Annotated in this window: 22 protein-coding genes and 1 pseudogene; 14 read left to right on the top strand and 9 right to left on the bottom strand. The window is 60.4% G+C overall.

The window, feature by feature from the left end; all coding sequences use genetic code 11:
- Positions 1 to 489 (top strand): annotated as a pseudogene (locus tag FHT73_RS09340) (bifunctional methylenetetrahydrofolate dehydrogenase/methenyltetrahydrofolate cyclohydrolase); the annotation flags it as partial.
- Here the strand turns inward: FHT73_RS09340 and FHT73_RS09335 are convergent.
- Positions 486 to 1,514 carry a substrate-binding domain-containing protein gene (locus tag FHT73_RS09335; protein ID WP_183711089.1) on the bottom strand — a complete coding sequence of 343 codons (1,029 nt, stop codon included), beginning with the start codon at positions 1,512 to 1,514 and terminating at the stop codon, positions 486 to 488. The pseudogene FHT73_RS09340 and the gene FHT73_RS09335 overlap by 4 nt on opposite strands.
- Positions 1,515 to 1,824: 310 nt before the next feature.
- On the opposite strand from FHT73_RS09335, the gene FHT73_RS09330 reads away from it, so the two are divergent.
- From FHT73_RS09330 to FHT73_RS09305, 6 genes are all read left to right on the top strand, one after another.
- Positions 1,825 to 3,186, top strand: a complete 1,362-nt coding sequence (locus FHT73_RS09330; RefSeq protein WP_183711087.1) for an ABC transporter substrate-binding protein — start codon at positions 1,825 to 1,827, stop codon at positions 3,184 to 3,186.
- A gap of 124 nt (positions 3,187 to 3,310) precedes the next feature.
- Entirely contained in the window at positions 3,311 to 4,327 is a 1,017-nt protein-coding gene (locus FHT73_RS09325) for a sugar ABC transporter permease (protein ID WP_112335314.1), read from the top strand.
- Position 4,328: 1 nt separating this feature from the next.
- On the top strand, positions 4,329 to 5,492 hold the full coding sequence (locus FHT73_RS09320) for a carbohydrate ABC transporter permease (protein ID WP_112409906.1): 1,164 nt from the start codon (positions 4,329 to 4,331) through the stop codon (positions 5,490 to 5,492).
- 36 nt (positions 5,493 to 5,528) lie between these two features.
- Complete coding sequence (locus FHT73_RS09315) at positions 5,529 to 7,181, top strand: alpha-glucosidase (protein ID WP_183711085.1); 1,653 nt, start codon at positions 5,529 to 5,531, stop codon at positions 7,179 to 7,181.
- 21 nt (positions 7,182 to 7,202) lie between these two features.
- Positions 7,203 to 8,291, top strand: a complete 1,089-nt coding sequence (gene ugpC, locus FHT73_RS09310) for a sn-glycerol-3-phosphate ABC transporter ATP-binding protein UgpC (protein WP_112335317.1) — start codon at positions 7,203 to 7,205, stop codon at positions 8,289 to 8,291.
- A 189-nt stretch (positions 8,292 to 8,480) separates the two neighbouring features.
- Positions 8,481 to 8,834 carry a hypothetical protein gene (locus FHT73_RS09305; RefSeq protein WP_112335318.1) on the top strand — a complete coding sequence of 118 codons (354 nt, stop codon included), beginning with the start codon at positions 8,481 to 8,483 and terminating at the stop codon, positions 8,832 to 8,834.
- Positions 8,835 to 8,880: 46 nt separating this feature from the next.
- Here the strand turns inward: FHT73_RS09305 and FHT73_RS29430 are convergent, their stop codons facing one another.
- Complete coding sequence (locus FHT73_RS29430; protein WP_348648127.1) at positions 8,881 to 9,357, bottom strand: helix-turn-helix domain-containing protein; 477 nt, start codon at positions 9,355 to 9,357, stop codon at positions 8,881 to 8,883.
- On the opposite strand from FHT73_RS29430, the gene FHT73_RS29785 reads away from it, so the two are divergent.
- Together FHT73_RS29785 and FHT73_RS09295 are read left to right on the top strand one after the other, a co-directional pair.
- Complete coding sequence (locus FHT73_RS29785; RefSeq protein ID WP_348648128.1) at positions 9,271 to 9,495, top strand: hypothetical protein; 225 nt, start codon at positions 9,271 to 9,273, stop codon at positions 9,493 to 9,495. The two genes, FHT73_RS29430 and FHT73_RS29785, sit on opposite strands and share 87 nt — an antisense overlap.
- 267 nt (positions 9,496 to 9,762) lie before the next feature.
- Positions 9,763 to 10,602 carry a DUF3313 domain-containing protein gene (locus FHT73_RS09295; protein ID WP_246712046.1) on the top strand — a complete coding sequence of 280 codons (840 nt, stop codon included), beginning with the start codon at positions 9,763 to 9,765 and terminating at the stop codon, positions 10,600 to 10,602.
- 41 nt (positions 10,603 to 10,643) lie between these two features.
- Here the strand turns inward: FHT73_RS09295 and edd are convergent, their stop codons facing one another.
- From edd to FHT73_RS09270, 5 genes are all read right to left on the bottom strand, one after another.
- Complete coding sequence (gene edd, locus FHT73_RS09290; protein WP_183711079.1) at positions 10,644 to 12,467, bottom strand: phosphogluconate dehydratase; 1,824 nt, start codon at positions 12,465 to 12,467, stop codon at positions 10,644 to 10,646.
- Positions 12,468 to 12,634: 167 nt separating this feature from the next.
- Positions 12,635 to 13,333: a 6-phosphogluconolactonase gene (gene pgl, locus FHT73_RS09285; RefSeq protein WP_183711077.1), complete on the bottom strand. Its 699-nt coding sequence runs from the start codon at positions 13,331 to 13,333 to the stop codon at positions 12,635 to 12,637.
- A 15-nt stretch (positions 13,334 to 13,348) separates the two neighbouring features.
- Positions 13,349 to 14,824 carry a glucose-6-phosphate dehydrogenase gene (gene zwf / locus FHT73_RS09280; RefSeq protein WP_015338847.1) on the bottom strand — a complete coding sequence of 492 codons (1,476 nt, stop codon included), beginning with the start codon at positions 14,822 to 14,824 and terminating at the stop codon, positions 13,349 to 13,351.
- Between the two features lie 132 nt (positions 14,825 to 14,956).
- Positions 14,957 to 16,255 carry an FAD-binding oxidoreductase gene (locus tag FHT73_RS09275; RefSeq protein ID WP_183711075.1) on the bottom strand — a complete coding sequence of 433 codons (1,299 nt, stop codon included), beginning with the start codon at positions 16,253 to 16,255 and terminating at the stop codon, positions 14,957 to 14,959.
- An 11-nt stretch (positions 16,256 to 16,266) separates the two neighbouring features.
- Positions 16,267 to 17,703: a glutamine synthetase family protein gene (locus tag FHT73_RS09270; RefSeq protein ID WP_041677220.1), complete on the bottom strand. Its 1,437-nt coding sequence runs from the start codon at positions 17,701 to 17,703 to the stop codon at positions 16,267 to 16,269.
- A 137-nt stretch (positions 17,704 to 17,840) separates the two neighbouring features.
- Between FHT73_RS09270 and FHT73_RS09265 the strand changes: the two genes are divergently transcribed.
- From FHT73_RS09265 to FHT73_RS09250, 4 genes are all read left to right on the top strand, one after another.
- Entirely contained in the window at positions 17,841 to 19,022 is a 1,182-nt protein-coding gene (locus tag FHT73_RS09265) for an NAD(P)/FAD-dependent oxidoreductase (protein WP_183711073.1), read from the top strand.
- 72 nt (positions 19,023 to 19,094) lie between these two features.
- Positions 19,095 to 19,607, top strand: a complete 513-nt coding sequence (locus FHT73_RS09260) for an ankyrin repeat domain-containing protein (RefSeq protein ID WP_183711071.1) — start codon at positions 19,095 to 19,097, stop codon at positions 19,605 to 19,607.
- A 165-nt stretch (positions 19,608 to 19,772) separates the two neighbouring features.
- Complete coding sequence (locus tag FHT73_RS09255) at positions 19,773 to 19,916, top strand: hypothetical protein (RefSeq protein ID WP_181476150.1); 144 nt, start codon at positions 19,773 to 19,775, stop codon at positions 19,914 to 19,916.
- Between the two features lie 319 nt (positions 19,917 to 20,235).
- Positions 20,236 to 22,776 carry a HAMP domain-containing methyl-accepting chemotaxis protein gene (locus FHT73_RS09250; RefSeq protein ID WP_183711137.1) on the top strand — a complete coding sequence of 847 codons (2,541 nt, stop codon included), beginning with the start codon at positions 20,236 to 20,238 and terminating at the stop codon, positions 22,774 to 22,776.
- Here FHT73_RS09250 and FHT73_RS09245 read toward each other — a convergent pair.
- Positions 22,749 to 23,009 (bottom strand): hypothetical protein, encoded by a 261-nt coding sequence (locus FHT73_RS09245; RefSeq protein WP_183711069.1) that lies wholly within the window; start codon positions 23,007 to 23,009, stop codon positions 22,749 to 22,751. The two genes, FHT73_RS09250 and FHT73_RS09245, sit on opposite strands and share 28 nt — an antisense overlap.
- A gap of 88 nt (positions 23,010 to 23,097) precedes the next feature.
- Here FHT73_RS09245 and FHT73_RS09240 point away from each other — a divergent pair, with 88 nt between their 5' ends.
- Positions 23,098 to 23,970 carry a LysR family transcriptional regulator gene (locus FHT73_RS09240; RefSeq protein ID WP_183711068.1) on the top strand — a complete coding sequence of 291 codons (873 nt, stop codon included), beginning with the start codon at positions 23,098 to 23,100 and terminating at the stop codon, positions 23,968 to 23,970.
- Positions 23,971 to 24,007: 37 nt separating this feature from the next.
- Here FHT73_RS09240 and FHT73_RS09235 read toward each other — a convergent pair whose 3' ends face one another.
- Entirely contained in the window at positions 24,008 to 25,006 is a 999-nt protein-coding gene (locus tag FHT73_RS09235; protein WP_183711066.1) for an aldo/keto reductase, read from the bottom strand.
- Between the last annotated feature and the right edge of the window lie 137 nt (positions 25,007 to 25,143).

Raw genomic sequence — 25,143 nt, 5'->3', positions numbered from 1 at the left:
GGGCTGATCTCCTGCACGCCGGCCGGCGCCATGCTTTTGGTACGTTCGATCCACGGCGAAGACCTGTCGGGGCTGAATGCCGTCGTCATCGGCCGCTCCAACCTGTTCGGCAAGCCGATGGCGCAATTGCTGCTCAATGCCAATGCGACGGTAACGACGGCGCATTCGCGCACGAAGGACCTCGCCTCCGTGGCAAGGGGTGCCGATATTCTGGTGGCGGCCGTCGGCCGTCCGGAGATGGTGAAGGCGGATTGGGTGAAGCCAGGTGCGACCGTCATCGATGTCGGCATCAACCGGATCGCGGCACCGGAGCGCGGCGAGGGCAAGAGCCGGCTGGTGGGGGATGTCGCTTATGGTGAAGCCTCAGAAGTCGCTGCCGCCATCACTCCGGTTCCGGGCGGTGTCGGACCGATGACGATCGCCATGCTGATGGCCAATACCGTCATCGCGGCCCATCGCGCTGCAGGTAAGAAGCCGCCGAAGTTTTAAGCCGGTGCGACGCCGGTCGAGGCGCGCACGATCAATTCGGCCTTCCACAATTCCTGTGCTGGAAATGTTTCCGTATGCTTGATTTCGCCGATCAGCCGTTCGGCGATGCGCACGCCGGCTGCACGCAGCGATGAACGGGTGGTCGTCAGCGGCACGGTGAAATTTTCCGGCTTAAGCAAGGTCAGCACGTCGTCATGGGCGATCATCGATATATCCTCGCCAAGCCTGAGCTTAGCCTGGTTGATGGCGCGAACCGCACCGAGCGCCAGCACGGTACTGGAGCAGAGCACTGCAGTAGGACGCTTGTCCCTTTCCATTTGCAGGATGCGTTCCATGGCGAGCAAGCCCTGTTCATCCGTCATCGGCGTATGGCTGGTGCAGGCTTCGTCGAGCGCGAGGCCACGCTCGGCAAGGGCCGCATCCATGCCGTTCTTCCGGCGAATGGCGAAATCGAAATAGATCGGGCCGTTCAAGAGGGCGAAGCGCCGGTGTCCGAGCTGCAGCAGCAGCTTCGTGGCGTCGTAGAAGGCGGCTTCATTGTCGATGTCGAGAAATGGATAGTCGGGTTCGGAACCGATCGATCGTCCATGCACGAGGAAGGGCATGGATAGAGACTTCAGCATCTCCAGGCGCGGATCGTGACCACGCATATAATTAACGAAGAGGGCATCGACATTGCCGCTGGCCGCCAATCGCCTGAGAGCGCCGACTTCATCGTTCGGATCCGCGGGCGTCAGGACGAAATGGAAATCGTGCCGCAACGCCTCTTCTCCCAGCCCCGTCAGGAACTCGCTGAAATGCACGTCCGAAGAGTTGCCGGGCGAGGTCGGCATCACAAGTCCGATCGAACCGGCCTTACCGGTCGCAAGTCTTTGGGCTGCCTTGTTGGGTCGATAGCCGGTTTCCCGAACCGCTTTGAGAACGCGCTCGCGCGTTTCGTGATTGACTTCCGGATATCCGTTCAATGCCCGGCTGACTGTCGTCTGCGACAGCCCGAGCATCTGCGATAGCTGTTTCAGATTCACGGTATTCCAGCTCCTCCCACTACAGGCAGCCAAGATGCCGAGCCAACCTCCCGAAAAGCCGCGAGCATTCAAAGCGCTTTCAATTATGTAGCAGGAGAAGTGTGCGAGACAAGGCGATTAGCAAGAAATCGATGCACATTCTATGCTGCAACGCGAGATTTGCTGTGTATATCGCCCCGAATTTGAAAACCGCTTGACTTTGGCGCGCTCTCAATGGATGAGAGAGGTAGCCAAAGCGCTTTGAGGAATGGGGCGCGTAGCACGAGAGTGTGTTTGGGCTCATGGGTTTCGTTATTAGGGAGGACAACGCATGAAAAAGATGTTCTTGATGACCGTCGCTGCCGCCGCTCTGGTGGCCGGTACGGCGATGGCGGCCGATCTGAAGTTCCAGCCCGGCCAGGACTCCAAGTTCAACTGGAAAAGCTACGACGAGTTCAAGTCGGCGCATGCCGACCTGAAGGGCGAGACGCTGACCATCTTCGGCCCCTGGCGCGGCGAGGACGAGGCTCTCTTCACCAGCGTCCTCAACTACTTCACCGAAGCGACCGGCGTGAACGCCAAATATTCGTCCTCGGAAAACTACGAGCAGCAGATCGTCATCGACACGCAGGCCGGTTCGCCGCCGAATGTCGCCATCCTCCCGCAGCCGGGCCTGCTCGCAAACCTTGCCAGCAAGGGTTACCTGACGCCGCTCGGCGATGATCTCGCGAGCTGGGTCAAGACCAATTACGGTGCCGGCGATAGCTGGGTCGGTTATGGCACCTACAAGGGCAAGGATGGCAAGGATGCCTTCTATGCCTTCCCCTACAAGGCCGATCTGAAGTCGCTGGTCTGGTACGTGCCGGAGAATTTCGAAGAAGCCGGCTACAAGGTTCCGACGACCATGGAGGATCTGATCAAGCTCTCCGATCAGATCGTCAAGGACGGCGGCACCCCCTGGTGCATCGGCCTCGGTTCTGGCGGCGCGACCGGCTGGCCGGCAACCGACTGGGTTGAAGACCTGATGCTGCGCCTGAACACGCCGCAGGATTACGATCACTGGGTCGATAACTCGCTTAAGTTCAACGATCCAAAGGTCGTTGCGGCGATCGAGGAATTCGGCAAGTTCGCGAAGAACCCGAAATATGTTGCCGGCGGCGTTGCAGCTGTTGCCTCGACCGACTTCCGCGACAGCCCGAAGGGCCTCTTCACGGTTCCGCCGAAGTGCTACCTGCACAAGCAGGCATCCTTCATTCCGTCCTTCTTCCCGGAAGGCACGAAGCTTGGTCAGGATGCGGACTTCTTCTACTTCCCGCCCTCCGCCGCGCATCCTGAACTCGGCAAGCCGGTTCTCGGCGCCGGCACGCTCGCTGCCATTACCAAGGATTCGAAGGCTGCACGCGCCTTCATCCAGTTCCTGCAGACGCCGATCGCCCAGGAAGTCTGGATGGCCCAGTCCGGCTTCCTGACGCCGTACAAGGCCGTCAACACCGCGGCTTATGCCAACGACACACTGCGCAAGGAAGGCGAGACCCTGACCACGGCCACCACTTTCCGCTTCGACGGTTCCGACCTGATGCCGGGCAAGATTGGTGCGGGTTCGTTCTGGACCGGCATGGTGGATTTCGTCGGCGGCAAGTCTGCTCAGGATGTAGCCGACGGTATCCAGAAGTCCTGGGACGCCATCAAGTAAGACATCATAGCCCTATCGCCGCCGGCAACTCGCCGGCGGCGCCATGCCGCATATGACGACGCGCCCTTCAGCGCGGCCGATGCCCGACTGATGGACAAAAGTAGATAATTCGGGGAGGGAAGGGATGTTTTCGCAGATCGTATCGGCGATTGCCGCCATGATATTCGGCGTTGCCATTTGCGCCGCTTATTTCTGGTTTTCCAACAAGCTCTTGGACTTGATCTTTCCGGCAAGGGAAGGCGATGAGGTCCATCGGGCGGCTGTCAACCTTCGCCGCCGCGGTCTTATCCGCCCCTGGCTGTTCCTGGGGCCGGCGCTGTTCCTGCTTGTCGTCTATCTCGTCTATCCCGTCGTCGCGACCTTCATCCTGTCGTTCTACGGGCCTGATGGCAGCAAGTTCGTCGGCGGCGCCAATTATCTCTGGGCGCTCAACGATACCGAATTCCGCCAGTCGATCTTCAACAACATCCTTTGGCTCGCCGTTGTGCCGGCGGCCTGCACCTTCTTCGGTCTCGTTATCGCCGTAATGACCGACCGCATCTGGTGGGGCAATATCGCCAAGGCCGTCATCTTCATGCCGATGGCAATCTCCTTTGTCGGCGCTTCCGTCATCTGGAAATTCATCTATGAATATCGCGGCGGCACGGATGCGCAGATCGGCCTTCTGAACGCGATCGTCCAGCTGTTCGGCGGCACGCCGGAAGTCTGGATCACCATTCCGTTCTGGAACAATTTCTTCCTGATGGTCATGCTGATCTGGATCCAGACCGGTTTTGCCATGGTCATCCTCTCGGCGGCGCTGCGCGGTATTCCGGAGGAAACCATCGAAGCGGCTGTCATCGACGGCGCCAATGGCTGGCAGATCTTCTGGAAGATCATGGTTCCCCAGGTCTGGGGAACGATCGCCACAGTCTGGACCACCATCACTATCCTCGTCCTCAAGGTCTTCGATATCGTTCTCACCATGACCAATGGTCAATGGAACACGATGGTGCTTGCCAACCTGATGTTCAACTGGATGTTCCGTGGCGGCGGCGACAGCGGCCGAAGCGCCGTCATAGCGCTCGTCATCATGGTCGCCGTCACACCGATCATGATCTGGAATATCCGCCGCGCAAACGCAGAAACGAAGGGGCGCTGACATGATTGGGAATCTCGGCCGTATCGGTCCCGCACGCATCTTCGTTCATGCCGCGGTGCTGCTCATCGTCCTGCTCTGGCTGCTTCCGACGCTCGGCATCTTCGTCACGGCGCTGCGCGACAAGGACCAGATCGTCGCCTCCGGTTGGTGGACGGCTTTCTCCGGTTCGTCGCAGACGGCCGCCGTCCGCCTCGACGGCCCGGACAAGGCAAAGCAGGACGGTGCCAATTACGTCATCGCCGGTACGGTTGCCGGTCAAGGCAACAGCGGCAACGGCAGGATCCAGTCCTTCGGCCTGCGCGTGCAGGAGCCGGCCGCCTATAAGATCGGCTCGCCAGCCGATCTCGGCAATGGCGAGACCCTAACAGTGAATGCTGACGGCAGCTATCGCTACCAGAAAACTGGTCCCTTTGAGGCCGATGCCCGCAGCAAGCGCATCTACCTGACCATTGCCACACCGCCGCAATTCACCTTCGACAACTACCGCAACGTACTCGGCGGCGAGGGGATCGGCCAGTCCTTCATCAATTCGCTGACGGTAACGATCCCCGCAACCGTCATCCCGATCCTGATCGCCGCCTTTGCGGCCTATGCGCTTGCCTGGATGGAGTTTCCCGGCCGCGCGATCCTGATCGCGCTCGTTGTCGGCCTGATCGTCGTGCCGTTGCAGATGTCGCTGATCCCGCTTCTGCGCATCTATAACGAAATCGGCCAGATATTCGGCGTTCCGTCGAAGACCTATCCCGGCATCTGGCTGGCGCACACGGCTTTCGGCCTGCCGCTGGCCATCTATCTCCTGCGCAACTACATTGCCGGCCTGCCGAAGGAAATCATCGAATCCGCCCGCGTCGACGGCGCTAGCGATTTCGATATCTTCGTCAAGATCATCCTGCCGCTGTCTTTCCCAGCATTGGCCTCCTTCGCGATCTTCCAGTTCCTCTGGGTGTGGAACGACCTTCTGATCGCGATGGTCTTCCTCGGCACCGACAAGGATCACCTCGTGCTTACGGCCGCCCTCAACGCGCTGCTCGGCTCGCGCGGCGGCAACTGGGAAATCCTGACGGCATCGGCCTTCGTCACAATCCTTATCCCACTCCTCGTCTTCTTTGGTCTGCAGCGCTATCTCGTGCGCGGTCTGCTCGCCGGGTCGGTGAAGGGGGGCTGATCCAAAAACACGCACTTACTACAGGACCCACTCAGCATGAGCATTGCTCTTCAATCGGCTTCGGAAGTTGACAAGGACTGGTGGCGCGGCGCCGTGATCTATCAGATCTATCCGCGTTCCTATCAGGACTCCAACGGTGACGGCATCGGCGATCTTAAGGGCATCGCCGTCCGCCTGCCGCATGTCGCGTCGCTCGGCGTCGATGCGATCTGGATTTCGCCCTTCTTCACCTCGCCGATGCGCGATTTCGGCTATGACGTCTCCAATTACGAGGACGTCGATCCGATCTTCGGTACGCTTGCCGATTTCGATGCGATGGTGACGGAAGCCCATCGCCTCGGCATCAAGGTGATGATCGATCTGGTGCTGTCGCATAGCTCGGACCGCCATCCCTGGTTCGTCGAAAGCCGCTCGAGCAAGGATAACTCCAAGGCAGATTGGTACGTCTGGGCTGATGCCAAGCCGGATGGCACACCGCCCAACAACTGGCTGTCGATCTTCGGCGGTTCGGCCTGGGCGTGGGATCCGACCCGCATGCAATATTACATGCACAACTTCCTGACCTCGCAGCCGGATATGAACCTGCACAATCCCGAAGTGCAGGATCGCTTGCTTGACGTCGTCCGTTTCTGGCTCGACCGCGGTGTCGACGGCTTCCGTCTCGACACCATCAATTTCTACTTCCACGACAAGGAATTGCGCGACAACCCGGCGCTGGAGCCTTCGCGGCGCAACGCCTCTACGGCACCGGCCGTCAATCCCTATAACTTCCAGGAGCATCTCTACGACAAGAATCGTCCCGAGAACCTGGAATTCCTGAAGCGCTTCCGCGCCGTGCTCGACGAATACCCGGCGATTGCAGCCGTCGGCGAAGTCGGCGATAGCCAGCGCGGCCTCGAAATCGTCGGTGAATACACATCCGGCGGCGACAAGATGCACATGTGCTACGCCTTCGAATTCCTAGCGCCGGACGCTCTTTCGCCGGATCGCGTCGAAGAGGTGATGAACGACTTCGACACGGCAGCTCCGCAAGGCTGGGCCTGCTGGGCCTTCTCCAACCACGACGTCGTGCGCCATGTCAGCCGCTGGGGCAATCTGGTGGCCGACCGCGATGCTTTCGCCAAGCTCTATGCGGCGCTGCTGCTGACCCTGCGCGGTTCGGTCTGCCTGTATCAGGGCGAGGAACTGGCGCTGACGGAAGCCGATCTCGCCTATCAGGATCTGCAGGATCCCTACGGCATCCAGTTCTGGCCCGAGTTCAAGGGCCGCGATGGCTGCCGCACGCCTATGGTCTGGGACAGCCAGGTGGCGCAGGGCGGCTTTTCCACCGTCAAGCCCTGGCTGCCGGTGCCGGTCGAACACATTCTGCGCGCCGTCAGCGTCCAGCAGGGCGATGAAAATTCGGTGCTGGAGCAGTACCGTCGCTTCCTCGCCTTCCGCAAACAGCATCCGGCCTTCGCCAAGGGCGAAATCGCCTTTTCGGAGCCGCAGGGCGACGTGCTGATCTACACCCGCACTTATGCCGGAGAGACCATTCTCTGCGTCTTCAATATGAGCCCCGTCGAAACGCTGGCAACCCTGCCTGATGGCAATTGGCAGGCGTTGACGGGACATGGATTTACCAGCAACAACTACGGCAACAAGATCGATATTCCGGCCTGGGGCGCCTATTTCGCGCGTCTTGCCTGACCTTTGGGAGGAGGAAGCATAATGACTGGACTTGTTCTGAAGGATATCAAGAAATCCTACGGCAGCGTGCATGTGCTGCACGGGATCGATCTGGAGATCAACGAAGGCGAGTTCATCGTCTTCGTCGGGCCCTCCGGCTGCGGCAAGTCCACCTTGCTCAGGATGATCGCCGGGCTGGAGAGCATCACCGCCGGGGATATGATGATCGCCGGCCAGAAGGTGAACGAGGTGCCGCCGTCACGGCGCGGCATCGCCATGGTCTTCCAGTCCTATGCGCTCTATCCGCATATGACCGTCTATGACAACATGGCCTTCGGCATGCGCATCGCCGGCGAAAGCAAGCAGGAGATCGATCGTCGTGTGCGGGCGGCGGCGGCAAGCCTGCAGCTCACGCAATATCTCGAGCGTCTGCCGAAGGCACTCTCGGGCGGTCAGCGGCAGCGCGTTGCCATCGGCCGCGCCATCTGCCGCAACCCCAAGGTCTTCCTGTTCGACGAGCCGCTGTCCAACCTCGATGCCGCCCTGCGTGTGGCGACCCGCATCGAGATCGCCAAACTCAGCGATTCGATGCCCGAGACGACGATGATCTACGTTACCCATGACCAGGTGGAAGCCATGACGCTGGCCGACCGTATTGTCGTGCTGTCGGCCGGCCGGGTCGAACAGGTCGGCGCTCCCCTTGAACTCTACGAGCGCCCGGCCAACCTGTTCGTTGCAAAATTCATCGGCTCGCCGGCCATGAACATCATCCCGGCAACGGTAACCGAAACAGGCGCTGCGACGACGGTGACACTGACCGGCGGCAAATCGGTAACGTTGGACGTGCCGACGGAGGCCTCCGAAAAGGGCAAGGCCGCCAGCTTCGGCGTACGTCCGGAAGATCTTCGTCTCGCGACGGGCGATGACTATCTCTTCGAAGGCGAGGTTTCCATCGTCGAGGCGCTCGGCGAAGTGACGCAGCTCTATATCGAAGGCCTGGTCGATGGCGAGCCGATCATCGTCAAGATCCCCGGCATTGCCGATATTCATCGCGGCCAAAAGATGCGTTTTGCCGCCGACCGTCAGAAGCTGCATCTTTTCGACGCCAGCGGCCACTCCTATCGCAAGTAGGCGCTTACCGGATGCCCCGGCCCAAGTAAAAATGAACAACAAAATTCATCTTGGGCGGCGCACTCAAACCTTCTGTTAAAGACCGGCTGATAGTCTTCTCTTCATAATATACTTCAGGGGTCTACCAAGATGGCCGCGTTCGGCAGAGCTAATTCAGGTCAGCATTTCCTTAACAAGGAAGAATCCTTCATGTATGACCGCGAAGTGCGGTTTCGCATGGAAGACACCATGAATGCCGCCCGCCTCGAATACACTGAAAAGGGCGTGATGAATCTTGCGTCCCGCCGCTGCGATATTATCCGTATCTCGCAGAGCAGCGCGGTTCTTGCGATCCTCACCCAGTATAATCTGCCGAAGCAGTTCTATCTGGATATTCCTGACGCCCGCATCACCAAGGTCGGTTGTGTGCTGATGAAGGTCTTCTCCAACAACACGGTGGAAGTTCGCTTCCTGCGGCTTCTTACGGAGAAGGAAATGAACAAGATCTTCGTCTACAGCACGCACCCGGCTCATAAGAACCGCGTGCTCGACATCAGATCCTGATCAACGACCCACAAGAAACGGCTTAGCGCTGCGTTCGGCTGACGGATCAGATTTCCGTTCGGCATTTTGCGAGCGCATCCTCAAGATACTTGATCAGCGGTAGCCTGCCATTTTCCTGCAGCCATTTGTTGACCGAGAGGCGAAGCGGGCTCACTCCGATCATCGAAACCAGCTGCAGACCGTCGCGGTCCCTGGTCGGAAACAATTCGCACAGGGCTTGGTAGGCGATTTGCTCAAGCTGCAAAGAGTTGCCCCGCGAACGGGCGCGCAAGGTCTCGCTTTGGCGTAAAAGCTTGGCAGTCTCCAGAAGCCGAGGCGCTTCCGCCTCGATGCGGGCCACGAGTCCCAGGGTGGCTTGATGGACGACCTCAATGGGTCGCCCGGCCGACGCATTCTCCATGATGCCAGTCCGCAGTGCGTCCATATATCGGCGCTGATGCGCCAGAAGAATATCGTCCTTGCTTCTAAAGTAATAAAAGAAAGTCCGGCGGGAAATCCCGGCTGCTGCGGCAATCTCGTCGATCGTCGTTTCCTGATAGCCTTTCGCGAGAAAGGATTTCATTCCGACGTCCGCTATGCGTTGAAAGGTCAGGCGGCGCTTCTGTTCACGCAGCCCTTCCGGCTTTGGGGTTACATTATGCATCGGGCCATTCTGGCATGAGTCGCAACGCCGCTCAAATCATCGGCATGCCCCGCAGGCCGTTCCCGGCAATCTCAATCTTTGGTGAAATAAATTCTCCGCTTCGCTTCCCGATTGCCGCAAATTGGCCGATATTAATATTGCACTTAGTGCGATATTTAATGTTGATGCTGATGTTCATAACCCGGTGCAGGAGCGCAATCATCAATGCCAGTCGCTACAATCTCAAATCATGCTGTAAGCAGACCCTATGGCCCATCTGCCGCTGAAAGCCATCGGAGGGCTGATATGTGGTCGATTGCCCTCTTGATGAGCCTGCTGGGCGGCTGTGCCTCCGCGCCGCTGGATCGGGCGGGATCTTTGCGGTCCTATGAAGGGCTGACCCGATCGGATGGGCTGGTTGCGCACTCGCTTCTTAGGGTAAGCAAGGACGATGTTCTGGCGGCCAAGACCGTGAAGATCATTCCCACCGCCTTTTCGATGCGCGCCGAAACCGCTGCTTTCACACCCAAACAGCGCGATCTCGTCACCAATGCCGTCGATAGAGCGCTTTGTTCCGGATTGAGTGAACGTTTCGCCGTCGTCGGTCTATCTGAGCCGGCGCATCTCACCATTCGCGCCGTCGTGACGCAGGTGAAGGCAACCAATGCAACCGCCGTCGGAGTCTCGAAAATTGCCTCCGTGGGCAAAAGCGTGTTGCTGCCGGGTGTACCGGTGCCCGTTCCGCGTATTCCGATCGGCATGGGCAGCCTCTCGCTCGAAGCGGAGGCTTTCAATCCCCAGGGTGTACAGAAGGCTGTCATGATCTGGGGACGTGGTGCAAACGCATTCTTTGATTCGGGCACCATCGCCAAGGAAGGAGATGCCTATAGCCTCGCCGCCAAATTCGGCGGCGATTTCAGTAAGATGTTGGTCAAGGGCAAGACGCCGTTCGGCGCGGCGCCCTCCTTCCCATCCAGGGCGAAATTGGCGTCACTCATCGGCCGGGCACCGAAATACGACGCCTGCAAGGTATTCGGGAAATCGCCGGGCGTGACAGGCTTCGTGGGCGGGCGCCTCGGCCTTCCGCCGGCATGGACGGACAAGGCTCCGCCGGAAGCAGGAACTGCAGCATCCAAAGCGCCTTGATCAGCCTTCGATGCCGTCCTGCCGAAATCCGGCGGACAATCTCAGTGGCGGAACAGGACGCTTGCACCCTGATCCGCCGGTCCCGCGGCGTGGCGGAACGGAACGAAGAGCTCCCGGCCCATACCGAATTCATTCTCCGAGAGATCGGCCACGACCGGCTCGCGCTCCGCCATATCGGCGGCATCGACCAGCACCTCCAGCGTACCGGCAATCGCATCGATGCGGATGATGTCGCCTTCCCTGATGCGGGCGATCGGGCCGCCCTCGACGGCTTCCGGTGTCACATGGATGGCGGCAGGCACCTTACCCGATGCGCCCGACATACGGCCGTCGGTCAAGAGCGCTACGCGGAAACCACGGTCCTGCAGCACGCCGAGCGCCGGCGTGAGTTTGTGCAGCTCGGGCATGCCGTTCGCCTTCGGTCCCTGGAAGCGGACGACGGCCACGAAATCGCGGTTCAGCTTGCCGTCCTTGAAGGCCTGTTGCATTTCCAGCTGATCGTGGAAGATCACGGCCGGTGCTTCGATGATGTGGCGCTCCGGCTTGACGGCGGAGATCTTGATGACCGCCTTGCCGATATTACCACGCAGCATCTTCAGGCCGCCATTGCTCTGGAAAGGCGTGTCGATGCTTGCCAGTACCTTCGGGTCGTGGCTTTTTTCCGGAGCCGGCTCGCGTACGACGTTGCCGTCGGCGCCGAGCTTGACGTCGATAGAGTAGCTGCCGAGGCCCTGGCCGTAGACGGTGCGCACGTCGTCGTGCAGCAGCCCCTTCTTCAGGAGCTCCTTGATGAGGAAGCCCATGCCGCCGGCGGCGTGGAAATGGTTCACGTCCGCAAGCCCGTTCGGGTAGACGCGGGCGAGCAGCGGGATAATGTCCGAAAGCTCGGAAATATCCTGCCATGTCAGCACGATGCCGGCCGCACGCGCCATGGCGACGATATGCATCGTATGGTTTGTCGAGCCACCGGTCGCATGCAGGCCGACGACGCCATTGACGATCGAGCGCTCGTCGATCATCTCGCCCGCCGGTGTGAACTCATTGCCCATGGCGGTGATTGCGAGCGCGCGCTTGGTCGCCTCGCGGGTCAGAGCTTCGCGCAGCGGCGTGCCGGGATTGACGAAGGAGGCGCCCGGCATGTGGAAGCCCATGATCTCCATCAGCATCTGGTTGGAATTAGCCGTGCCGTAGAAGGTGCAGGTGCCGGGACCGTGATAGGACTTCGATTCCGCTTCCAGCAATTCGGCGCGGCCGACCTTGCCTTCGGCATAGAGCTGGCGCACGCGCGATTTCTCGTCGTTCGGCAAGCCCGAAGTCATCGGCCCGGCCGGAATGAAGACGGCGGGCAGATGGCCGAAGGAGAGAGCGGCAATGACGAGGCCGGGGACGATCTTGTCGCAGACGCCGAGGAAGACGGCCGCATCGAACATATTGTGCGACAGGCCGACGGCCGCCGACATGGCAATCAGGTCGCGCGAGAAGAGCGAAAGCTCCATGCCCGGCTGTCCCTGCGTGACGCCGTCGCACATGGCCGGCACGCCGCCCGCAACCTGGGCAATGCCGCCCGCTTCGGCCGCCGCTTCGCGGATGATCGCCGGATAGGTCTCGAAGGGCTGATGCGCCGAGAGCATGTCGTTATAGGAGGTGATGATCCCGAGATTGGGCACCTGGTCTCCCGCCAGCGCGTCTTTCTCGGAGGGGGAACAGATGGCGAAGCCATGCGCAAGGTTGGCGCAGCCGAGCACGGAGCGTTGCGCTCCCTTGGTTGCAGCACTGCGCAGGCGGTCCAGATAGCGCTCGCGCGTCGGCTTTGAGCGCTCGACGATACGTGCGGTAATCGCTGATATGCGGGCGTCAGCGGCCATGGTCGATCTGCCTCCGTCTGTTCTGCGCGGTGCCCTTGATGCCTATTCGTCAGAGGGCATGGCGCGGGGTCTAAAAGTCAATGCTTTGCCGCTGCGCCCGAGGGGCACATGGCGCAGCACGGGTTGCTGTGTCTGTCAGGGTTCGATGACCAGGCCTTCAGGCCGTATCACGGAGCCCAATAAATCTCGACCGGAGAAGCCGCCCGGCGCAGCATGGCGCGGATCGGCATCTCGGTTTCTTCGCCCGGTGCTTCGGCCTTGGCCAAAACGTCCTTCTTTCCTTCTCCCTCGATATGGAGCACCAGCAATCGGGCATCCTGAAGGCTTGAGAAAGTGAACGTCAGCCGCGGCTCACCGGCACCTTCCGCTTCCATCGTGATGATACCACGGGGGGTGTTCGGATCGAGCGCGGTCTTGAGATTGCTGCCGCCCGGAAAGAAGGAAGCCGTGTGGCCGTCATTGCCCATGCCGAGGATGGCGACATCGAAGGGATGGCCGATAGCCTTGGTCTTTTTGGTGGCGATGACCGCGGCCTCCTCGACGGAAGCCGCAGCCTGATAGAGCGGAAGGAATTTGGCGGCAGCCGCCTTATCCTTCAGCAGGTTTTCCTGGACGAGCAGGTGGTTCGAACGGGGATTGTCTGATGGCACGAACCGTTCGTCGACGAGGGTGACCATCACCTTGCCCCAGTCGATCGAGTGCGATGACAGCGCTTGGAAAAAGGCCTTCGGCGTCGAGCCGCCGGAGACCGCGATGCTTGCGGAGCCGCGGGCGGTAATCGCAGCCGAAAGGGTTTCGGCCACCTTGTCCGCGAGCTTGCCGGCGAGTTCGGCACCATTGGCAAAAGCATGCATGTTGGCTGTCATCGTTGTCGTCCCGGTTTAGATATCGTCGTGCCAGGTGCGGCCGTCACGCTCGATGAGCGCAATAGCCTGGCTCGGACCCCAGGTGCCGGCTGTATAGCCCTGCACCTGCTGGCCGGCGTGTTCCCAGCCCTTGAGGATCGGATCGACCCACTTCCATGCGGCTTCCACCTCGTCGCGGCGCATGAACAGCGTCTGGTTGGAGCGGATGACGTCCATCAGCAGGCGCTCGTAGGCATCCGGATTGCGGACGTTGAATGCAGACGCGAAGCTCATGTCGAGAGAGACGTTGCGCAGGCGCATGCCGCCCGGACCCGGGTCCTTGATCATCAGCGACTGCTTGACGCCTTCGTCCGGCTGCAGGCGGATGATGAGCTGGTTGGCAACGATGCGGCCGGCGGCCTGATCGAAGATGGTGTGCGGAATGTGCTTGAAGGTGATGACGATCTCCGACATGCGGCCGGCCAGGCGCTTGCCGGTGCGGATGTAGAAGGGAACGCCCGCCCAGCGCCAGTTGCCGATCTCGGCCTTGATGGCGACGAAGGTTTCGGTGTTGGAAACGCCGCCTTCCAGCTCGTCGAGATAGCCCTTGACCGGGCCGCCCGCCGAAGCGCCGGCGCGATACTGGCCGCGAACCGTCGCCTGCTCGACGTTGGAAGCATCGATCGGCTTCAGTGCGCGCAGAACCTTGAGCTTCTCGTCGCGAACGGCTTCCGAATCCATGGAGGAGGGGATTTCCATTGCGGTCAGGCAAAGCAGCTGCAGGATGTGGTTCTGTACCATGTCGCGCAGGGCGCCAGCCGTGTCGTAATAGCCGGCGCGGCCTTCGAGGCCGACCGATTCAGCAACGGTGATCTGCACGTGGTCGATGTGGTTGGCGTTCCACAGCGGCTCGTAGAGAGCGTTGGCAAAGCGCAGCGCCATTAGGTTCTGCACGGTTTCCTTGCCGAGATAATGGTCGATGCGGAAGATCTGCTCTTCCTTGAAGACCTTACCGATGGTGTCGTTGAGCTGCAGAGCCGAGGCAAGATCGCGGCCGATCGGCTTTTCGACGACGATGCGGGTCTGCTTGGTGATCAGCTTGTGATCGTGGATCTTCTGCGAGATGTCGCCGAAGATGCCCGGAGCGACAGCGAGATAGAAGGCGCGCACGCGCTCCTTGCCTTCGTCCAGGATCTTCTTGAGCTGATCCCAGCCGGCATCGCTGCGGGCGTCGACGGGCACGTAGAACAGGCGAGCCAGGAACTTTTTGACCTCGGCGTCGTCATATTCGCCTTTTTTCAGGTGTTCCTTCAGGGCGGCATCTGCAAATTTGCGGTATTCTTCATTGGAAAGCGCGCTGCGCGAGGCGCCGATGATGCGTGTCGGCTCGGAAAACTGGCCTTCGACCTGACGATGGTAAAGAGCGGGCAGGAGCTTGCGTTCGGCAAGGTCGCCGCTGCCGCCGAAAACGACATAATCAAATGGTTCAACAGGAATGATCTGGCTGCTCATGAGCTATCTCTCAATCGGTCTTGGTTGAGGCCCCTTTTAATCTAATCGATTTAAAAAGGCCAGTGTGCATCGCAAAAATCAGATGCGGCTTTTTGGAGCGGATTGCCGGCGGAAGAAATCATCCTCCGGTTTTTAAAACCTGTCGCGCAACGCAAACCACGAGAGCGCCAGGAACAGCAGAGGCGCCCGCATGCGCGCACCGCCGGGGAAGGGCGGTATGTTCAACTCTCTGAAGAGATGAAGTTCATCCGCATTCCCGAGAACCGTTTTCGCATAGAGTTTACCGCAATAATTTGACAGCATCACCCCATGGCCGGAATAGCCGCCGATGGAAGTGACGCCAGGCATGACCTCGCGCACGAAGGGCTGGCGCGGCATGGTGATGCCGACCGAGCCGCCCCAGGCATAATCGATGCTGATATCGCCGAGAGCCGGATAGATTTCGGTGATCTGCCGGCGGATGTGCTGCGTTATGTCGCGCGGATTGTCCGCCGTATAGGCCTCGCGCCCGCCAAAAAGCAGGCGTCCATCCTTGGATTTGCGGAAATAGCGCACGACGAATCGCGAATCGGCGACGGCCTCGTTACCAGGCAATACCGCCGGAAAGCGGTCGAGCGGTTCGGTCGCGCCGATGAAGGACCGAATCGGCATGACGTGACTTGCCGTCACCGGCTCCAGATTGCCGATATAGCCGTTGCAGGCGATCAGCACCCGGTCGGCTGTGATCTCGCCGCCATCCGTTTCGATGATCGTCTTGCCGCCGAATTGCCGGAAGCCCTTCGCCTTGGTCATTTCGAAGAGAGACGCACCGGCCTCTGCCGCGACGCGGGCAATGCCGATGAGCAGTTTCAGCGGATGGATATGGCCCGTGCCCATATCCCGAACGCCATAGAGATAGAACGACGAACCCAGCCGCTCCTGGGTTTCGGCCTCATCCATGAACGTCATGTGCGGATAGCCATAGCGGGTCGCTGCGATCTCCGCACTGTCCACATAGTCACGCTTGTCGCTGCGCTTGTGCGTGACATTCATCTGGCCGGGCAGGAAATCCATGTCGATGCCATGCTCGGCGGAGAAATCGAGAAGATGCCGCTTGGCGTCCTCGGCCAGATCGAACAGGGCCTTCGACCGCTCATAGCCGATCTTCTCTTCCATCTCTTCCGGCCACCAGCGCTGGCCGGTGCCGAGCTGTCCGCCATTGCGGCCGGAGGCGCCGTCGCCGAAGCGGTTGGCATCGATCAGCACGACCTCCGCGCCACCTTTGGCAAGATTGTAGGCGGCCTGAAGACCGGTATAGCCGCCACCGATAATCGCGACATCCGCGCGGCGCGAGCCGTCGAGCTTCGGATAGCTCGCACGCGGGCCGACGGTCGCTTGGTAGAAGGAAAGGCCGGGCGCGATCGGGCTTTGCCATGTTTCCTGCAGCGTCATGGGCGCCTCCTTCACACGTTGAGCAGAAGGAATTCCCGCTCCCACGGGCTGATCACCTGCATGAAGGTTTCAAATTCACCCCGCTTGACGCCGGCATAGATGTCGATGAAGTCCTTGCCGAGCACCTCCTCGAAGGCCGGCTCGTCCTCAAGCAGAGCAATGGCTTCCAGAAGGCCGCGCGGCAGGTCGATCGAGCCTTCATTGGCCGAATCCTCGGTCGGCGCGGTGGGCTCCACCTTTTTCATGATGCCGAGCAGGCCGGAGGCGAGCGAGGCGGCGAGCGCCAGATAGGGATTGGCATCGGAGCTCGGCAACCGGTTCTCGACGCGGCGGGCCTGCGGATCGGAAACGGGAACGCGGAAGGCCGTGGTGCGGTTGTCGTAGCCCCAGGCATTGTTGACCGGGCAGGACATATTCGGCGCCAGCCGGCGATAGGAATTCACATAGGGCGCGAGCATGGCGAGCGCATTCGGAACATAGCGCTGCATGCCGCCGATGAAATGAAAGAACTCCTGCGAAGGGCTGCCGTCCGGATTGGTGAAGACGTTCTTACCGGTCTCGATGTTCACGACCGACTGATGGATATGCATCGCCGAGCCGGCCTGGCTCTGCATCGGCTTGGCCATGAAGGTCGCGTAAATGCCGTGCTTCAGCGCCGCCTCGCGAATGGTGCGCTTGAACATGAACACCTGGTCGGCAAGTTCGATCGGGTCGCCATGGCGCAGGTTGATCTCGAGCTGCGCCGGACCCTCTTCATGGATCAGCGTATCGATCTCAAGACCCTGCTTCTCGGAGAAGTGATAGATATCATCGATCAGTTCGTCGAACTCGTTGATGCCGGCGATCGAATAGCCCTGTCCGCCGAGGATCGAGCGGCCGGAGCGGCCCTTCGGCGGGTGCAGCGGATAGTCCGGATCGTCATTCTTGGCGACGAGATAGAACTCGATTTCCGGCGCCACCACCGGCTTCCACCCGCGCTCGCGATAGAGCCCCATGATCCGCTTCAGCAGATTGCGCGGCGTGTAGGACACCGCATGTCCTTCGGAATTGACGATATCGCAGATCACCTGCGCCGTCGGATCGCTCTCCCAGGGCACGACCGAAAGCGTCGAAAGGTCCGGCACCAGCTTCAGGTCGCTGTCGCGCGGTTCGTAGCGGAAGCTTTCGGTCTCCTCCGGATACTCGCCGGAAATCGTATGGCGATAGATCGCCGAGGGCAGTGCCAGCGACGTATTGGAGGTGAATTTCGAGGTCGGCATCATCTTGCCGCGCGGCACGCCGGCGAGATCCGGCGTGATGCATTCTATGTCCTCGATCCCGCGTGCCCGCAGCCATTGCGCCGCTTCCTTCCAGTTTGCTACGCCGCGTGCCGATCTCAGAGAAGGAGGTACTGTAGGGGCTTTCGAGACGGGTATGGAAGCTTTCAGCGGGGTCTTTCTCGCGGGCATAAAACACCGTATTTGGGTTGATCGACGACTGCATCATAACTGCAGTTTGCCAATTGGCGAGGGGGAAAACCGCTCGGACTTTCGCCGTATGATGGAAAAGTGACGAGAGCGCGCGGCGAAGAATGAAGGGCTGAAGCGTGGCAGGCAGATATGATGTGATCGTCCTCGGTGCGGGCGCAGCAGGCATGATGTGCGCCATCCGCGCCGGCCGGCGCGGGCGGTCCGTCCTCGTGCTCGACCATGCTGCGGCGCCGGGCGAAAAGATCCGAATTTCCGGCGGCGGCCGCTGCAATTTCACCAACATCCATGCCGGGCCGAAGAACTTCCTGTCGGCCAATCCGCACTTCGCCAAATCGGCGCTCGCCCGTTTCACACCGCAGGATTTTATCGCCATGGTCGAACGCCATGGCATCGCCTGGCATGAGAAGACGCTCGGCCAGCTCTTCTGCGACAACAGCGCCAAGGACATCATCCGCATGCTGACCGACGAGATGCGCGATGCGGGCGCGCAACTGCGGTTGCGGACGGAAATCGGCGATATCGATCAAACTGCCGGCGGCTATCGCCTCAGCACCTCGGAAGGCGCCTTCGAAGCATCCTCGCTTGTCGTCGCCACCGGTGGCAAGTCGATCCCAAAGATGGGCGCCACTGGCTTTGCCTATCGCATCGCCGAGCAATTCGGCCTGCCTTTGGTCGAAACCCGGCCGGGCCTCGTGCCACTAACCCTCGATCCACAATTGCTTCAGCGGTTGGCACCGCTTTCGGGCATCGCCGCGCCCGCGGAGATCCGCCACGACAAGATGGCGTTCCGCGAGGCCCTGCTCTTTACCCATCGCGGCCTCAGCGGCCCCGCCATCCTGCAGATCTCCTCCTATTGGCGCGAGGGTGAGGAGATCACGGTCGTGATCGAGCCCGATATCGATGTCTTTGCGCTTCTCAAGAAAGCCAAGCAGGGGAATGGCCGACAATCGGCGCAGACCGCTCTTGCCGAAATCCTGCCGAAGCGGCTGGCCCAGTATGTCGTCGAGAGCGAAGGTATCTCCGGCAACATGGCCGATCAATCCGACAAGCGCCTGCAGCAGCTCGCGGCAGCCATCCAGTCATGGAGCCTCAAACCCTCGGGCTCCGAAGGCTATCGCACGGCGGAGGTGACGCTCGGCGGCATCGATACAGCTTGCCTCGATTCGCGGACGATGCAGGTAAAGACCATTCCCGGTCTGTTCTTCATCGGCGAATGCGTCGATGTGACCGGTTGGCTCGGCGGCTACAATTTCCAATGGGCGTGGGCTTCCGGCCATGTCGCCGGCGAGGCGGCCTGAATTGACCTTGCCAACAGGCCGCGAAACGGGCAAAGAGCATCTCCAGCGCGAAAATACTCAATGGAGACAATCATGACGTTTAAGGCTCTGATATGCCGCGGCACAGTTCTTTCAGGTATCGTTACGGCCATGGCGATGCCACTTGGCATGCTTGCCGTCACGGTGTCCGACGCGAGCGCTGCTTCTGCGCAATGCAAGAAGCTGGATCCGAACGGTCAGGATGCGGGCGGCGATACGAATTTCGCCATTGCGATCCGCGACAAGAAAGGCGATGTCGTCAAGAAGATGCTGGCATGCGGCGCCAAGCTGGACATGAAGACGACAGAGGGCTGGTATCCGCTCCATACCGCGGCCTATTACGGTCCTCCCGAAATGATTGATTTGCTGGTTTCCAAGGGCGCCGACGTCAACGCGCCCGGCGATTACGATGGCTGGACACCGTTGCACATGGCGAGCCAGCAGGATGATCCGGCCGTCGTCAAGGCATTGTTGAAGAATGGCGCCGACAAGACCATCAAGTCTGCCTCCGGCAAGACGGCTGCGGAAACGGCGACGGATCCTGCTATCGCGGCATTGTTGAAGTAGCGCGCTTCGGCCACAATTCCCGCATCTATTACGGTTAGCCGCAAGGCTTGCGGCTAACATCTGGTTTTCACGTTTTCTTTTCCTACATTTCTGTTTTGTATATTGCCTGTTGCGAAAACGGCCTTTTGCCGGTTATCGTGTCAGTGCGAAAATGGGAATATACTCATGAACAGAACACATCGTCGTGCTCGCGCCATTGCAATCGCTCAAACCCGTGACAATGCCAAGCTTCTGGCGGCAAGACTACTGATGTTGGCGACTGGCGCTACGGCCGCTTGCATCGCCTACCTCGCCATCCGCGGCTTCTGATTAAAGCCGCCCCATTGTTTCTGGCCGCCATCGAGCGGCGGCGCTGCTTCGCGCATATAGATAGGCTTCATCGCCCGCTTTTCAGCGTTTGGTTGTGTGACGGTGGTCGCATTACATCTTTATCTGAAAATTAATTAATCACCCACACAATCTCATTCGATTTCTTGGGGCGCTTCACCGCAAGCTGGAGCCGAAGCAATGATTGCTTCCTGACTTATACTCAGGAACCCCGCCTGCGGATATTTCAAGAACGATGGTTATACATCCGGTCAGCGCCGAGGCGGCGTCGACGGGGGAGCGGTGTGAGGTCTGGGCCAAAATGTTCATTGACAAGATATTGTCGCGTTTCAACATCAGGACGAAGGTTCTGATATTCGTCCTGCCGTTCGTCATCAGCATTTCCGCCGTGGGCCTTACCGGGCTTTATGCGTCGGGCCTGCTTCAGGGACGTATGGAGATTTCCAACAGCGTCCTGCAGTCCTTGACGGGGTTCAAGAACCTGTATGGTTCCATGGATGATTTCCTGCGCATCACCAACACTCGCCAGCGCGACAAGCTCTATGAAGACATCAAGTCGCAGCAGAGCGTGCTCAATTCGACGCTGAGTCAGCTCGCTCCGGAGGCGGAGGGCCGCGACAACCTCACCGAAGCGACGACAAAAACCGCCGACATGTCCAACCTCGTCGGCAGGCTGTGGTCGCTGCACGAACAGGAACTGTCCCTGCGCAAGACGATCGACGACGGCCAGCGCGCCCTGATCAGCGCCCGCTTCAACGTCAATTTCAACAGCCAGCAGCTTGAAGACCAGATGCGCAAGGATCAGGCTGATGCGACCTCGACCCTGCGCTCGGCCGATCGGTTGCTGAAAGGCGGCGACCTGTTGGTTGCCGTGGCGCAAGACTTCAATAATGCGGCGACGCCGGCTGACAAGGTCAAGCTTCTGAAGGATCGTCTGCCGGATCTGAACAAGGCGCAGCGGTCGATCGACCTCGCATTGCCGCAGAACCAGAAGAGCGTCGTCCAGTCGCTGACGGGCACGATCAAGGATCTCGCCGCCTTTACTGAAAGCACCGATGCTCCGACCGATGACACGATCACCAATATCGGCCGGCTGCTCTCGCGCTTCCGCCAGACCTCGACCTACACGCAGCTGACGGCGACGCAGATGATGCGCCAGGCGACCACGACCTTCGTGTCCCTCGACGCCCGCGTCGCACAGACCAATTCGGTTCTGCAGGACACGCGTCGCCTGCAGGATTCCATCTATTCCCTGCAGCTCGTACTGGCGGATTTCAACGCCAATACCAACAAGGACAATCTCGTCCGCCTGCGTCAAGAGGTCTCCAAACTCGGCGGCGATATCGATACGCTGAACCAGAGCGCCAAGAGCATGGATTTTGCCGGCGACATCGACTCGGCCATTCGTCCGGCAATCAAATCGATGGATGACGCCGGCGGTAAGCTGGTCGATACGATCAACCAGCGGATCGCCGAATATGCCGGCGCCCGTCAGCAGCTCGATCAGGTCTGGGGCCAGCTCACCGCCTTCGCCGAGACGCAGAAGCAGAGCGCCGGCAGCGAGCGCAACCAGGCAAATTCAATATCCATCCTGGCAACCGCACTCGGCATCATCCTCTCCATTGCCGGCGGCATCGCGCTCGTCCTGACCCTGCAGCGACCGATCGGCCAGATCACCGCCGCCATGCGCCGCATTGCCGACGGTTTGCTCGAAACTTCGATCTCCGGCGAGCAGCGCCGCGACGAAATCGGCGATATGGCCCGAGCCCTCGGCATCTTCAAGGAAAACGCTATCTCGAAGATCCGTATCGAGGAACAGAGCGACGAGGAGCGTGCGGCCGCAGAGCACGAACGTCAGCGCAACGACGCCGAAAAGCGCGAACTCGACCGGCAGATCGACTATGCCGTCAGCGAGCTTGCTGCCGGGCTCGAGCGCCTTGCCCAGGGCGATATTTCGGCAACGATCGAAACGCCGTTCATTGGCCGTCTCGAACAGCTTCGCCAGGATTTCAACAGTTCGCTATCGCGCCTGCAGCAGACGCTGAGCCAGGTGCGCGACAATGTCGAGATGATTCAGAGCAACGGGAACCAGATGGCTGCTTCTGCCGAGGCTCTGTCGAAGCGCACCGAGCAGCAGGCGGCGTCTCTCGAGCAGACGGCCGCGGCCGTTGACGAGATCACGGTCACCGTCCGTTCGTCTGCCGAGCGTGCCAAGGATGCGGATGCCATCGTGCGCGAAGCCAAGCGCAGCGCCGATGACAGCTCTGTCGTCGTCGGCAACGCCATCGACGCGATGACCCGGATCGAAGATGCATCCCGCAAGATCGAGCAGATCATCGGCGTCATCGACGAGATCGCTTTCCAGACTAATCTCCTGGCGCTCAATGCCGGCATCGAAGCTGCCCGTGCCGGCGACGCCGGTAAAGGTTTCGCCGTGGTCGCCATGGAGGTGCGCGAGCTGGCACAGCGCTCGGCCGCTGCCGCCAAGGAGATCAAGGGTCTCATCAACAAGTCGACCGAGGAGGTCAGTTCCGGTTCGCAGTTCGTGCAGGAGGCCGGTTCGGTACTCGCGCAGATCAGCAGCCAGATCGTGACGATCAGCCAGCATGTGGAAATGATCGCCCGTGCCAGCCACGATCAGGCGAGCGCCCTGCAGGAGGTCAACTCGTCGGTCAATCACATGGACCAGATGACGCAGCAGAATGCCGGCATGGTTGAAGAAACTACCGCCGCCAGCCGGGAGCTTGCCGCCGAGGCCGATGCTTTGCTGCACCTCATTCAGCAGTTCAAGATCGAGGCTGGTTACAGCGCGAATTACACGCGAGAGCAGGCGGCAGCCTGACTGCAGCCATCATTGCCACTGCAGGCGGAGCGGCAGATTTCCGGCCGGTCCGCCTTTTTCATTGCCTTGCGCCGGATGCCCGAAGCGACCAATATACGCTCAATCCATATGAAGAGCCGCGGCGGTTCGAGCCCGTAGTCGAGGTAGAATAGATCCTCGTCGCAGCGCCATTGCTCTTCGCGCGCCAGGCTCTGTATTTCTATGGCTTTCGCCAGGGCCATGCTGTCTATCATGGGATGTCTCCTTCCTGTGAGGCATCCCTTCAACTACACATCCGAATTTTCTTTATAAACAGCCATGATCGTCTTATGTTTTTCAATTATGAAAAATTCGTCATGGGATTCGTATCAGCTTTTTCTCGATGTGGCTCGCGGCGGCGGCTTGACGGGCGCGGTTCCTTCAAGCGGTCTCAGCCCGGCAACGATCGGTCGGCGCATGCTGGAACTTGAAGCGCAGATCGGCCGTCCGCTCTTCGAGCGCAGCCAGGCGGGCTACACGCTGACCGGCGACGGTCAGACGCTGTTCGATCAACTGCTGGAGATGGAGGCGGCCGCTCGCAAGGTCGATAGCTGGCAGCGCGATGCCCAGGGCACGTCCGTGGTCCGCATCGCTGCCGGCACTTGGGTCGGCTGGCTGCTCAGCCAAAATATGCCGACGATCTGTTCGGAGCGGGACGGCTTCCGCATCGATCTGCATCTCGGCGAGCGCCGCGCCAGCCTCGCCCATCGCGAGAGCGATATCGGCATCCGTGCCTTCGAGCCGGAAGAGACCAATCTCGCCGCCGTCAAGATCGGTGATGTCGCCTATGCCGCCTATCAGGCCCGCAATATGCGCTTTGTCGGATCGCAGCGCTGGATCGCGGTGGCGGAGGAGGAAGCGATCTCAGCCTATCTGCGCTGGCCGCATCAGAATAGACGCGAGGAAATCGCCTTCACGGTCAGCCGCCCGCGCTCGTTGCACGATCTGGTGCTCGCCGGATCCGGCATTGCCGTTCTGCCCTGCTTTGTCGGCGATCACGAGCCGCGGCTGGAGCGGGTCGGCGAGGAAATCCCCGAGCTGCGCCACCGGCAGTGGATCGTCATGAACAATGCCGACCGCCACCGCCGGGAAATCCGCACGGTGGTCGACCGCATGATCAAGCTGTTGAAAAGCCACGCCGAACTCTTTGCCGGCAAGCGCCCGACCTATCTGTGAAAGAGCCAACGGCAATTGACCGCCGGTTCGTGCTTCTTCAACGGGCCGCGTCGCCCCAGCGATATTCGACAGTGGCTTCGTCAAGCTTGGTTTTGAGCTCCGGATCGAGCTGCAGATCGATGGCGGCCAACGTGTCCGTCAGTTGTTCAGGACGGCTGGCGCCGATGATGGCTGAGGTGATGACCGGATTGGCCGCAACCCAGGCGACGGCGAGCTTGGTAAGCGATTGCCCGGCCTCTTCGGCAATGCCGCGGAGCTTCTCGATGGTCGCGAATTCGCGCTCGTGCCAATAACGCTGCAGATAGTTGCTGCCGGCGCTGCGAAGCTGTGCACTGAAGCGGCCTTCTGTCGGCGCGACATCATGCTTGTGCTTGCCGGTAAGGAGGCCGCCGGCGATCGGGTTATAGGGGATGACGGCGAGACGTTGTTCTTCGGCAAGCGGCAGCAGTTCGCGCTCGATCTGGCGGAACAAGAGATTGTAGCGCGGCTGCACTGAGACGAAGCGGGCGGTGCGCAGGAAATCGGCGCGGCCGAGCGCCAGTGCCAGCCGGTAGGCGAGGAAATTCGACACGCCGACATAGCGAGCCTTGCCCGAGCGCACGATGACGTCGAGCGCCTCCAGCGTCTCGTCGATCGGCGTTTCGCGATCGTCCGAATGCAGCTGGTAAAGGTCGACATAATCGGTGCCGAGCCGCCGCAGCGAAGCGTCGATGGCGTCGAGGAGATGCTTGCGCGACGCACCCTGATCCCAGGGAGACGGGCCGACCTTTCCGACGGCTTTGGTCGCGACGATGAAACGGTCGCGCTTGCCCTTCAGCCAGCGCCCGACGATCTCTTCGGTGCTGCCGGCAAGCTGCTCGCCGCCGCCGAGCGGGTATACATCGGCCGTGTCGATGAAGTTGACCCCGGCATCTGCCGCCTTGTCGAGAATGGCATGGGCGATATCTTCCTGCTCGATCTGCAGGCCGAAGGTCATCGTGCCCAGGCAAAGACGCGAGACGCTGAGACCGGTATTGCCGAATTTCTGATACTGCATGATGAACCCCTGCTGATGGGTTTGAGTTTGCCCGCTGAGCGGGGCGGCGAAACAGGTTTGAAAATGTTCGCGAGCGAGAACGTCGCGATGTTAGCAAAGCCGGCTTCCGTGTTCACGCGTGAAGCAGGCCTTGAGTT

Origin of the sequence: Rhizobium sp. BK098 (assembly GCF_014193155.1) — a bacterium.
GTDB lineage: Bacteria > Pseudomonadota > Alphaproteobacteria > Rhizobiales > Rhizobiaceae > Rhizobium.
The sequence above is the reverse complement of the archived record's forward strand: the minus strand, read 5'-3'. Positions and strand labels throughout refer to the sequence as shown.